Consider the following 12,010-nt stretch of genomic DNA (forward strand, 5'->3'; position numbering starts at 1 on the left):
CTGCTCGTTGTTAAACTGCTATGGCCAGGTGCGCAGTCTGATTAACGCTTAATGCCAGGGATTCGACATCCAGAATGAGTGCGACGCTGCCATCCCCCATAATGGTTGCACCTGCGACCCCTTGCACGCGCTTGTAATGCTTTTCAAGACTTTTTATTACTACTTGTTGTTGTCCAACGAGTGCATCCACAAATAATGCAAAGCGATATTTAGTGGTTTCGATAAGAACGACAATGCCTTTACTGGTATCGGTAAACTGCGGTTCCAATTGCATGACTTTATGAAGCGATAAGATGGGCCAGTATTCGTTACGCACATGAAGCAACTGGTCTTCGCCAGCCAGCGTTTTTATGTCTTTCGCGGCAGGCTGCATGGATTCAACAATGTGAACGAGCGGTACAATAAATGTTTGATCACCGACAGCAACACCCATGCCGTCCACAATCGCGAGGGTAAGAGGCAAATGGATCGTAAAAATTGCGCCCTGCCCGGCGCGCGATTCAATATCAATCCGCCCGCCTAAACTTTGCACATTGCGCTTCACTACATCCATACCGACACCGCGACCGGAGACATCAGTAACCTCAGCCGCTGTGGAAAAGCCGGGGGCAAAAATTAATTGCCATACATCTTCATCGCGTGGATTTTCGCCGATAGGAATATTATTTTCGCGTGCTTTAGCGAGGATGCGTTCGCGATTTAAGCCGCCGCCATCATCCCTGATGCTAATAACAATATTGCCACCTTGTTGCGCAGCGCGAAGCACCACTTTGCCCGTTGCATTTTTTCCACGCGCGCGCCTTACATCTGCTGATTCAATACCGTGGTCAATGCTGTTGCGAACCAAATGTGTCAGTGGATCTACCAACTTTTCCGTAAGGCCTTTGTCCAACTCTGTTTCGCCACCTTCAATTAGCAATTCAATTTGCTTTCCAAGCTTGGTGGAAAGATCGCGAACCACACGCGGAAAGCGATTAAATACAAATGACACAGGCAACATGCGAATGGACATCACCGCTTCCTGGATTTCACGGGTATTACGTTCCAGTTCATTGGCAACGGCCTGGAATTTTTCGGCCAACGCGCCTTCCAGGCTTTTCCCTAACAAACTCATCATTGATTGGGTGATAACAATTTCACCAACCAGATTAATTAATTGGTCAACCTTGGCAACATCGACACGAATGGAAGAACTTTCCACACTGACATGATCAGCAGGCTTTTGTTTGGGTATCGGTTGTTTTTGCTCAGGATCTTTTTTTTCAGATACTGTTTTTTCAAATGAATCCACCGCTACTGGCGAAGCAGTTGGTATTGTTACAGGTGGGTCCGGTAGATTTTTTATTTCAACAATATTGTGTGGAGAAAACGCGGGAATACCTGCGCCAGGATTATTTTCTGAAGCGTTTTTGGTATTACCCGGCTCAAGTAACTCTTCAAAAAAACCAAAAACGGCAGCACTTGCTGCCCGCGCAGATTCAGTGGCAGATTGTGCTGGCTGCCCGACCGCTGCAGGTAAATCACCAAAAAATCCGAAACCATCTGCCTCAACGGTATCGTCAAAAAAACCAAAACTGTCATCGGCCGCCGGCTTATCAAAAAAGCCATAGGCATCTTCAGGGAGTGATTCAGTTTTTGGGAAAAATCCGTAACCTTGTTTTTTTTCCAAATCCGCTTCCTGCTGGTTTTTTCCGGATGTGACTAATTCCAATTGTTGGGTAAGCTGGTGCACACTCGCCCAATCAATAGATTCGTTCGTACGGTAGGAATGCAAAATATCTTTCAATTGATCAACAGAGCGCAAAAACAAATCAACCATACTGGAAGAAATTGCCATTTGTCCCTTGCGAATTTTATCGAGCAGATTTTCCATAATATGGGTGACACTGCCCAAGGCGTCAAAACCAAAAATTCCGCTTCCACCTTTAATGGAATGGGCAGCGCGAAAAATACTATTAAGCATTTCCGAGTCTGGAGCCTCGATGTCCAGAGCCAGCAATAGCTGCTCCATTTCTTCAAGGTGCTCCTGGCTTTCCTCAAAGAAGACAGCATGGAATTGTTGCATGTCGATAGACATATTCACGTCCTTCGAAATTTCGGAGTATCACCCGATTACCAATTATGTTTCGCGGTTATTTAGGGCTGCCACGCTGGAATTGATTAACCCATAACTTTTTTGGCAATTTCCAACAACTTCGCCGGATCGAACGGTTTTACCATCCAACCGGTTGCGCCTGCTGCACGACCTTGCGCCTTCATCGCATCGCTGGCTTCTGTAGTCAATACTACAATCGGTGTGCGCAAATGTGCTGGCAACTCACGTGTCGATTTAATGAAGGTAAGCCCATCCATATTTGGCATATTTTGATCCGTCAAAATAAAATCAAAACTCCGGGCTTTACAAATATTCAAGGCTTCCAGCCCATCTTTTGCCGCCGTAACGATATAGCCTGCTGATTTCAATGTGGCTTCTACCATTTGCCGCACCGATACCGAATCATCCACAATTAATACTTGTTTGCTCATAACAATTTTCCTAAACGTTTTGTATCAACTGGTACTAATAACCGCTTCAATACGATTTCCCGGTGGAAAAATTTTTACCTGTTTGGACAAGCTTTTAATCATGCGTAAGCCGCGCCCGGAAAGAAGGTCATCACGTTGTGCCCACACACCGGAATAACCATAACCTTCACCGGTGTCTTCCACGCTGACAACCAGTTGTGCACCGGAAGGGGATGGCTCCCACCGCAACTTCAGATCAATAGCATCGACACTGGTTAAGCGAGCCAATCGCGCTTCACGCTCCTGGAAATAGCGTGTGAACCCCTCCGGTTCCTCTTTTAAATTTGAATCCAGGCGTAAAATTCCGTGATCCAATGCATTGCTGATCATTTCACTAACAATTAAAAAAATAATCTGGCAAAAATTTTGTTCAATACCAATATGTTGCAAAAATTTGTTACATAAAGGTGGCAACTCGCAATTGGATAATTTTTTTCCGCTGATGCGGATGTGCCAAAAAAAATCGGATAGTTCTTCTTCAATATATCCATGGAACGATTTTTCATCAGCGGCAATATTCCTGCTCCGCGGAATCTGCGCTGGCGTTAATATGCAAATAGAAACATCATCAATATAAGATGAATTTCCGGAATGCTCCGCCAAAGCATCAACAACCGAACGTTGCAAATCCTCAGGATCTGAATGGATTATTTCGAGCAGCCGCTCATTGGAAAAACATTCGCCCTGCTTGTTAGTTTCTTCCAGTAGGCCATCACTGCAAATGAACAACATACCATTGTTAGTAGGGCGCCAGCTTTCTACATTTGCATCGAAGCGATCATCCTCCAAAATACCCAATGCCATATGCCGCGATTTAAATTGCCGGGTTATTTCTCCATTCCAGATCCAGTAAGCAGTTGGCATGCCGCCATTCCATATATGAATCTCATTGCGAACATGCTGAATTTGTATCACTACGGCGGCGACAAAACGGTCATGAGGGGTGTCGCGCACCAGCTTGCGATTCATTTCAATAACAATGGGTTGCAAATCAAATCCTTTTGCTACCATGGTGTTAAAAATAGAAACTACCGGCATAACAGTAATCGCCGCGGACAATCCATGCCCTGTTGCATCGGCCAATAAAAAGTACAGGTCGCCACCAGGTGAAATTTTTGCTATAGCAATATCACCACTAAACGACGTTGACGGTTTTAACCATATGCTGACGCCGTCAATAACCTGGCTGTTATGACGCAGCAAATATTCATACGTAAATTTAGCAACCGCCTCCTCGCGTTCAGCATTTTTTTTGAATCGCTCCAGTTCAATATTTTGCAGGCTAATCAAACGCTGCAATGTTATTGACCGGATTAGTGCAGCCACTTTCAATGCCAGCAATGAAAGATTGACCGGTTTAATAACATAATCTGCAACACCAGCCGCAAAACAATTTTCCAGAAATAAAGGGTCTTCGTTCGTACTGACCATAATAACCGGAGGAATATTGTTGCCGGAAACCTGTTGCAAGCGCGCTAAAAAATCCAGGCCGGTGCCATCCCCCAGGTTGTAGTCCAACAAAATAAGATCTGTGGCTATACCTTTTTCAATAATTAAAATAGCCTCGACAAGACTGCCGGCGCTGTGGGTAGTAAAACCTTTTCCCTGCAAAAACTGGCAAAATAATTCGTTAAGAAATAGATCATCATCCACAACAAAAATGCTGTTGGAGAAATCTGCTTGAGCCGCTTCAATTACCATATACGCCGCTGCTGTAGTTAAACCAGGAATTAAATGGAAGTAAAAACCTGATGAACAAAGAGTTAAATATATTCAAATATTCGCTGCATATGGGCCATTTCCAATATCTGGGCTGTAGCGCCTTTTGCACCTTTGATATACATTTTTTTGCTGGCGGAAGCAGCTCTTCGCTGCCACATCAGCATCATACCCAATGCAGAACTGTCTACATATTCGACCCGACTGAAATCAAAAATCAGGCCGCTGATTGCTGGGTTTTCAATGTGCTCCGCACACTGATGCTGAAAATCATTGTGATAACCATAATCAAAACGACCAGGTAATATGACGGTTGCTGTTGTTGCCATAACCGATTCCACCCACATTTCAACCAGCTAGTATCCAGTCAAATAATGTTCAACCAATTTATGTTCATGCATTAACGAATGTCGATAATTTTCTGCAAGTTAGCCAAATTAAGGATTTCTTTAGGTGCAGCTTTAAGATTGATCATGACGAGTTTTGAATTCCGTGACTGCGCTTTTTTTTGTGACATAACTAATAAACCAATACCGGCACTGTCTACATATTCCAGCTCGATACAGTCCAGGGTAATTATTCCCGGGTGCTCCAGCGCACTTGCAATTGCGCTGTTAAAATCGGCACTGGATGAATAGTCAAACCGCTTCGGCATTCTTATGACTGCAGAGTTGCTCATAGGGTGCTCCTATAACCATTATCAAAAAAGATCAACACTTCCACTCTCAACAGAAGTTGCAGACACAGGATTGTGTTTAATGTGCCTCTCATTTTCTTTATATTGCCCCAGGGCAATCTCCAATTGCGAAAAGCCATGCGATGTATCTGCCAACAAACGGCTGACTGGAATCAATTCATCCAGGCGTTGAATCATGTAACGCATATTTTGGGTAGACATATCTTCAAATTGCATTGCACGCATAGCGGTATGCAATGCATCAACCAACTGTACAACTTGCTGTTCCATTGATTCTGTTATTGCCTGGTCCTTGTCAGCTTTATGAATCATGCTGTCACTGACTTTTTGCATTTCACCTTTGGCTTGCAAAACATACGTCATATCTTGTGAGGCAACATCGCCAACAGTTTTGGTTAAATCGTCAATTGCAGCTGCAATTGCGCTTAATTGTTTTTGTATATCCAGGCTAAAGCCGGCAGAACGTGTTGATAATGCCCGCACTTCATCGGCAACCACCGCAAAACCACGGCCACTTTCGCCAGCACGCGCAGCTTCAATCGCTGCATTCAATGCCAGCAGGTTAGTTTGTGATGCAATTTGATCTATATCTTTCAATGCTTTTAATACTCGCGGCATTTGATCGGCAATAGCATCAACTTTTTCCACCAGTTCCATGGACGATGTACTCATGTTGACGGTGGTATCGACAAATCGATTGAGTAAGTTATACGTATTTTCTGCAAATGAACTCATACGTGCAGAAATGGTATCCAGGCTCTGATCATCGCCGGCTTCATATAACAAGCGTTTTACATCGCGCTGTTGCGCTTCAAGTAATTCCTTGATCTGGTTAAAAGCATTACTCAGGGTATTAACCGCATCGGTTTGAATGCCAATTTGCGCCTGCAAATTTTCTTTACTTTCCTGCAATATCTGACCGAAAAGAATGCTCGCATCTTGCAGCGTTTGGGTTGACGTGATGTTTTCATCCCGGTGATTAGCAATCGTTGTTATCGCTTCTGGCGAATGCCATTTATCTAACGCCAAAATAATGCATGCAACCACAGGCCCGGCAATGGGATATACAAAGTAGGAAACAAGGCAGCCACTTATTCCAGCCGCTAAAAAAAATGTCACCCGTTTTACCTGCATACGCGCATCCGACTCCATCGCAAATAATGCAATAACCACCTCACCGACCTAAATGGCTCTTACAGAGGAATGATTTAAAAGTAGCAGGTTTATTTTCTAATGCTGTGTTTGCGATGATTTTGATAAAAATTTATGTCGTCAAAAATAGCAACATAACTTTTAAAACGGTGTGGTGATTAATTACATATAGCAATTTATTTTTTATTCTCTCAATTTATAAATGTAATTTTTTCTGCATAAAAAAAGCGGCAGTTATTAGCTGCCGCTTTTTAAAGGTGAAGTTAGTACAGAGCTATTTAACTTCAACAACACCCTCTTCTATTTTTGCCTTCCAGATTTTAGGTCCGATGGTATGGACCGATTCACCGCGTGAATCTACCGCGACAGTGACAGGCATATCTTTCACATCAAACTCGTAAATAGCTTCCATCCCCAATTCCGGGAAACCAAGAACTTTTGATGACTTAATCGCTTGGGCTACCAGATAGGCTGCGCCACCGACGGCCATCAGATATACCGATTTGTTATCGCGAATTGCATCAATTGCTGTTGGACCGCGCTCAGATTTACCAATCATGCCAAGCAAACCGGTTTGCTCTAACATAGTGCGTGTGAATTTATCCATCCGCGTTGCAGTGGTCGGACCTGCAGGACCAACAACTTCATCGCGCACGGGGTCAACCGGACCCACGTAATAAATGAAGCGGCCTTTCAAATCCACCGGCAGTGATTCCCCTTTAGCGAGCAGGTCAGTCATTTTCTTATGCGCCGCATCGCGGCCTGTCAGCATCTTGCCAGAGAGCAAAATGGTTTCGCCGGTTTTCCACTCCAGTACATCTTCCGGAGTGACGGTGTCCATATTCACACGGCGCACACTGCTGCCAACATCCCAACTGATTTCCGGATAATCTTCCAACGCTGGTGGAGTCTGGAATGATGGACCTGAACCATCCAATACAAAATGCGCGTGACGCGTTGCAGCACAGTTAGGAATGATGGCGATGGCTTTATTAGCGGCGTGGGTTGGGTAGTCTTTGATTTTGACATCCACCACTGTCGTTAAACCGCCGAGCCCCTGCGCACCAATTCCCAAACGGTTTACTTTATCGAATAATTCGATACGCAACTCTTCGTAGCGATTGCTTGCACCGCGCTCTTGCAACTCTTGAATATCAACCGGATCAAGCAAGGCCTCTTTGGCGAGTAACATGGCTTTTTCAGCAGTACCACCGATACCAATTCCCAGCATTCCCGGCGGACACCAACCTGCGCCCATTTCAGGAACGACTTTCAACACCCAATCAACAACAGAATCTGATGGGTTCAGCATCGCAAATTTGGTTTTGGCCTCAGAGCCACCACCTTTCGCCGCAACATGAACATCAACGGTATTACCGGGAACAATGTTGTAGTGAATAACTGCCGGCGTGTTATCGCCGGTATTTTTACGCGCGCCATCCGGGTCAGACAAAATAGATGCGCGCAATACGTTATCTGGATGATTGTAAGCGCGACGCACACCTTCGTTGACCATATCGGTGAGGCTCATTTGCGCATCCCACTGTACGTCCATACCCACGGTTACAAATACCGTTACGATACCGGTGTCCTGGCAAATCGGGCGATGGCCCATGGCACACATACGTGAATTAATCAGGATTTGCGCCATCGCATCTTTTGCGGCTTTGTTTTGCTCCCGCGCGTATGCTTTGTGGATGGCCTGGATGAAATCAACAGGGTGATAGTAGGAAATAAATTGCAGCGCATCGGCGACGCTGTCGATAAGATCTTGTTGGCGAATCACGGTTGGCATAATCATTTCTCGTCTTGCTGAAGAAAGTACAACTCACTAAAAGTACTACACACTTTCAAAAATATTTGCGGTGAAAACAGATGCTGTAGAAGTAAAACGCCCGCCGTGTGGCGAGCGTATTTTCAAGAGCCGGTAATTATTTTGGTGCAGTACCTAATTGTTGTTTAATTTGCAGGATTTCACGGTTGGTACTGCGGCGGAAATCATCGATTGCAGAAATAGCTTCTTCATTATTCTTGGTGCGCGATGCAAGGCTATCCAGCGCAGTCATCTCCAAGGCCATTTTATCCAATTCTTCTTTCATGTTTTGTACGCGTTGGGCTTGCTGGCTAACACCGGTGGTCATACCATCAATTTTTGCTGCTGCCGCATCAGCCGTTGTTTTGTTGGCGGCAACTTCTTGCTTAAGTGATGCAAGTGCAGTTTTTCCATCCGCGATGGCTTTTTGTGCATTGGCAGTATCGCGCCCAACAGCCGCAATTTTTTCACCGTTTGCCGCGAGGCCTTTGCGATGCTCCTCCACCACCCCGGCAATACGACGCACTTCTGCATCGACCTTCTTGAGATTGGCTTCAATCGCAATTACCGATCCGCTGGATTGCTCCGAGGTCAAATTCAATTGCTCTTCCAATCCTTTAATACGCTCATCCGCTTGCTTGAGATGTGCTTGTGCTTCAAATAATTGCCATCCTAAAAATCCGGCGCCGCCTGCGGCAACCAGGGCGATGACCAAAGCGATGGCCGGCAGGCTGCCAGACGGTGCCGGAGCATAAGCAACATTTGATGTGGGTGTAGGTCTGCGTGCCGGGCGTGAGGGCTGCTCATCATGATCCGGCACGAGGGATTGTTGGCGACGCGGCTCGGGCTGTTCGGATACTCCGCCGGTGGACAGTGTGGGTTCTCTGCGTTCCATAACAACAATACCTTAAACAATTCAGTAATTTGGGAGGGATAGCTCAGTGTGCGCGCATTTTATAGCAGCGGCTAGTACAAACATAGGCCAGTATCAGCAATAAACCTCGTACAAAAGCCATAAAAAAAACGGGCATGAAGCCCGTTTGTAGTGATGCCACCAAATCTCTTTGCCTGGTTATTACTTGGCAAAGTTGGCGTTCACGAATTCCCAGTTTACCAATGACCAGAAAGCGCCAATGTAGTTTGGACGCGAATTGCGGTAGTCAATATAGTAAGCATGTTCCCACAAATCCAGAGTCAGGATAGGAGTTACTGAAGAGTCAGTCAGTGGAGTCGCTGCATTGCTGGTGTTTACGATAGCTACGCCACCGTCTGCTTTTTTCACCAGCCAGGTCCATGAAGAACCAAAGTTGTTGATTGCAGAGTTGGTGAAGTCTTCTTTGAATTTATCGAAAGAGCCAAATGCTTTGGTGATTGCTTCTGCAACAGCACCGGTTGGAGCGCCACCGCCATTGGGACTCAGGCTGTTCCAGAAAAACGTGTGGTTCCAGATTTGTGCAGCATTGTTGAATACCGGGCCAGTAGAAGACTTGATGATTTCTTCAAGGCTTTTGCCTTCAAACTCGGTACCAGGAACCAGTGTGTTCAGTTTATCTACATACGCTTTGTGGTGTTTGCCGTGGTGGTAATCCAGAGTCTCTGCAGAGATATGTGGTGCCAGAGCGTCTTTGGCATAAGGAAGTGCTGGTAATTCAAAAGCCATGATGGTTCTCCTAATTCACGGTTGTATCGATCAAATCAGTTTTTGGACAAAACAAAATTCAACTAATCATGTGCGGGCCGAATAATAACAGCTTAATAATTTTCTCATGATTAAAAATAGTTACGGCCCAAAAGGGCCGTAACTATAACGCAAAATTATGAGCCATTACCTTCGGCACCAAAAAAGTGCCACGTATTAAAGCTAATAGGCTCAACAGTTGCGCGCATTTTACAGGTCATCCTGAACAGCAATTACATCATGCCGCCCATACCACCCATGCCACCCATATCATGGCTATGTCCACCACCAGCTGGCTTATCTTCAGGCAGATCAGCAACCATTGCTTCAGTAGTGATCATCAAACCTGCGATAGAACCGGCAGCTTGCAGTGCAGTGCGGGTAACTTTAGCCGGATCGAGGATACCCATTTCGATCATGTCGCCATATACACCAGTCGCCGCGTTGTAACCGTAGTTACCGGAACCTTTTTTCACTGAATCAGCAACGACTGATGGCTCGTCACCGGCGTTGGCAACGATTTGACGCAACGGTGCTTCCATTGCACGACGTGCGATGGTGATACCGGCGTTTTGATCTTCGTTGTCACCTTTCAGGTCAGCGATAGCAGCAACTGCACGAATCAGAGCAGTACCACCGCCAGGAACCACGCCTTCTTCTACCGCCGCACGGGTAGCGTGCAGGGCATCTTCAACGCGTGCTTTCTTCTCTTTCATTTCAACTTCGGTAGCAGCGCCTACTTTGATTACCGCAACACCGCCAGCCAGTTTAGCGACGCGCTCTTGCAGTTTTTCGCGGTCATAATCAGAAGAGGTTTCTTCGATTTGTACGCGGATTTGTTGTACGCGCGCTTTGATTTCGTCAGCGTTACCAGCACCATCAACGATAGTAGTGTTGTCTTTGTTCATGGTTACGCGTTTTGCAGTACCCAAATGCTCCAGGGTGGCGCTTTCCAGGTCCAAACCAACTTCTTCAGAAATTACAGTACCGCCAGTCAACACCGCGATGTCTTGCAGCATGGCCTTGCGACGATCACCGAAACCTGGCGCCTTAACAGCAGCTACTTTCACGATACCGCGGATGTTGTTCACAACCAGGGTCGCCAGCGCTTCACCTTCAACGTCTTCAGCAACTATGATCAGCGGCTTGCCAGACTTGGCAACACCTTCCAGCACTGGAAGCAATTCGCGGATATTGGAGATTTTCTTGTCAACCAACAGGATGAACGGATGATCGTGTTCAACGCTCATGCTGTCCTGGTTATTGATGAAGTAAGGAGACAGGTAACCGCGGTCGAATTGCATACCTTCTACCACGTCCAGCTCGTTTTCCAGGCTGGTACCTTCTTCTACGGTGATAACACCTTCTTTACCTACTTTTTCCATCGCTTCTGCAATCAGCTCACCCACAGAGGTATCGCTGTTAGCGGAGATACTGCCTACTTGGGAGATAGACTTGGTATCAGCACAAGGAACAGCGATAGATTGAACGTGTTTAACGGCAGCAGCGATTGCTTTGTCGATACCGCGCTTCAGGTCCATCGGGTTCATACCCGCAGCAACCGATTTCAAACCTTCGTTCACGATAGCTTGTGCCAGAACGGTTGCCGTAGTAGTACCGTCACCCGCATCGTCAGACGCTTTGGACGCAACTTCTTTCACCATTTGCGCGCCCATGTTTTCGAACTTGTCTTTCAGGGAAATTTCTTTGGCAACAGAAACACCGTCTTTGGTGATGGTTGGAGCACCGAAGGATTTTTCCAGAACTACGTTACGGCCTTTCGGGCCCAGGGTTGCTTTAACCGCATCGGCCAGGATATTTACACCAGCGAGCATACGTTGACGGGCGTTATCACCAAACTTAACTTCTTTAGCTGACATGATTTATACCTTTAAAAATTCGTTTTGATATTGGGAAATTGTCGAAACGGTGGAATTATTCCAATACCGCTTTAATGTCAGATTCGCTCAGAATCACCAGCTCTTCACCATCGATAGTGATAGTGTCGCTGCCAGCGTATTTGCCAAACACCACTACATCACCCACTTTCACATCCAGCGGGCGCAATTCACCGCTGGTCAATACGCGGCCATTCCCCACAGCAACCACTTCACCTTGATTTGGCTTCTCTTTGGCAGAACCGGACAGAATGATACCGCCAGCAGTTTTGGTTTCTTCTTCTTTGCGACGAACCACAACGCGATCATGCAATGGACGAATTTTCATGAAGTTATGTCTCCTAACAATCAATTTTTACTAAACAGGGAGCCCGGCTCAGGTGGGCTGAGCGAAGCGACTCCAGCGTGAGGTTTATAGGGACAGTCCTGAAAGTTTCAAGGCTGTCCGGATGGCCGCCGATACTCCGGAGCGTCCGGAAACCGGTGGC

The 12,010-nt window shown here is 46.1% G+C and carries 11 protein-coding genes; all 11 read right to left on the reverse strand.

The genetic code is table 11. The features are described from left to right. Positions 1-10: 10 nt before the first annotated feature. The gene (locus A596_RS15785) at positions 11-2,077 is read right to left on the reverse strand and encodes a chemotaxis protein CheA (RefSeq protein WP_039916483.1); all 2,067 of its coding nucleotides are present in this window, start codon (positions 2,075-2,077) and stop codon (positions 11-13) included. Positions 2,078-2,160: 83 nt separating this feature from the next. Further along, entirely contained in the window at positions 2,161-2,526 is a 366-nt protein-coding gene (locus A596_RS15790) for a response regulator (RefSeq protein ID WP_039916484.1), read from the reverse strand. 24 nt (positions 2,527-2,550) lie between these two features. Next, on the reverse strand, positions 2,551-4,266 hold the full coding sequence (locus tag A596_RS15795; protein ID WP_039916486.1) for a fused response regulator/phosphatase: 1,716 nt from the start codon (positions 4,264-4,266) through the stop codon (positions 2,551-2,553). A gap of 62 nt (positions 4,267-4,328) precedes the next feature. After that, entirely contained in the window at positions 4,329-4,613 is a 285-nt protein-coding gene (locus A596_RS15800) for an STAS domain-containing protein (RefSeq protein ID WP_039916679.1), read from the reverse strand. A 71-nt stretch (positions 4,614-4,684) separates the two neighbouring features. Then, entirely contained in the window at positions 4,685-4,963 is a 279-nt protein-coding gene (locus A596_RS15805) for an STAS domain-containing protein (protein ID WP_039916487.1), read from the reverse strand. Positions 4,964-4,984: 21 nt separating this feature from the next. Beyond that, positions 4,985-6,154 carry a methyl-accepting chemotaxis protein gene (locus tag A596_RS15810; RefSeq protein ID WP_052417583.1) on the reverse strand — a complete coding sequence of 390 codons (1,170 nt, stop codon included), beginning with the start codon at positions 6,152-6,154 and terminating at the stop codon, positions 4,985-4,987. A 253-nt stretch (positions 6,155-6,407) separates the two neighbouring features. Then, on the reverse strand, positions 6,408-7,928 hold the full coding sequence (locus tag A596_RS15815) for a fumarate hydratase (protein ID WP_039916684.1): 1,521 nt from the start codon (positions 7,926-7,928) through the stop codon (positions 6,408-6,410). Positions 7,929-8,064: 136 nt separating this feature from the next. Then, on the reverse strand, positions 8,065-8,841 hold the full coding sequence (locus A596_RS15820) for a coiled-coil domain-containing protein (protein ID WP_039916488.1): 777 nt from the start codon (positions 8,839-8,841) through the stop codon (positions 8,065-8,067). 180 nt (positions 8,842-9,021) lie between these two features. Continuing rightward, positions 9,022-9,606 carry a superoxide dismutase gene (locus A596_RS15825; RefSeq protein WP_039916490.1) on the reverse strand — a complete coding sequence of 195 codons (585 nt, stop codon included), beginning with the start codon at positions 9,604-9,606 and terminating at the stop codon, positions 9,022-9,024. A gap of 251 nt (positions 9,607-9,857) precedes the next feature. Then, positions 9,858-11,504 (reverse strand): chaperonin GroEL, encoded by a 1,647-nt coding sequence (gene groL, locus A596_RS15830; protein WP_039916492.1) that lies wholly within the window; start codon positions 11,502-11,504, stop codon positions 9,858-9,860. Between the two features lie 55 nt (positions 11,505-11,559). Next, positions 11,560-11,850, reverse strand: coding sequence for a co-chaperone GroES (locus tag A596_RS15835; protein WP_039916494.1), 291 nt, complete (start codon positions 11,848-11,850; stop codon positions 11,560-11,562). Positions 11,851-12,010: the final 160 nt, after the last annotated feature.

The sequence above is a fragment of the Cellvibrio mixtus subsp. mixtus J3-8 genome, assembly GCF_000766945.1.
Lineage (GTDB): Bacteria > Pseudomonadota > Gammaproteobacteria > Pseudomonadales > Cellvibrionaceae > Cellvibrio > Cellvibrio mixtus_A.

Bases quoted from the DNA above. Each gene is read 5' to 3' on its own strand.
- A596_RS15825 (WP_039916490.1), bottom strand. From the start codon at position 9,606: ATGGCTTTTGAATTACCAGCACTTCCTTATGCCAAAGACGCTCTGGCA.
- A596_RS15820 (WP_039916488.1), bottom strand. From the start codon at position 8,841: ATGGAACGCAGAGAACCCACACTGTCCACCGGCGGAGTATCCGAACAG.
- A596_RS15815 (WP_039916684.1), bottom strand. From the start codon at position 7,928: ATGCCAACCGTGATTCGCCAACAAGATCTTATCGACAGCGTCGCCGAT.
- A596_RS15785 (WP_039916483.1), bottom strand. From the start codon at position 2,077: ATGTCTATCGACATGCAACAATTCCATGCTGTCTTCTTTGAGGAAAGC.
- A596_RS15805 (WP_039916487.1), bottom strand. From the start codon at position 4,963: ATGAGCAACTCTGCAGTCATAAGAATGCCGAAGCGGTTTGACTATTCA.
- groL (WP_039916492.1), bottom strand. From the start codon at position 11,504: ATGTCAGCTAAAGAAGTTAAGTTTGGTGATAACGCCCGTCAACGTATG.
- A596_RS15795 (WP_039916486.1), bottom strand. From the start codon at position 4,266: ATGGTAATTGAAGCGGCTCAAGCAGATTTCTCCAACAGCATTTTTGTT.
- A596_RS15790 (WP_039916484.1), bottom strand. From the start codon at position 2,526: ATGAGCAAACAAGTATTAATTGTGGATGATTCGGTATCGGTGCGGCAA.
- A596_RS15835 (WP_039916494.1), bottom strand. From the start codon at position 11,850: ATGAAAATTCGTCCATTGCATGATCGCGTTGTGGTTCGTCGCAAAGAA.
- A596_RS15800 (WP_039916679.1), bottom strand. From the start codon at position 4,613: ATGGCAACAACAGCAACCGTCATATTACCTGGTCGTTTTGATTATGGT.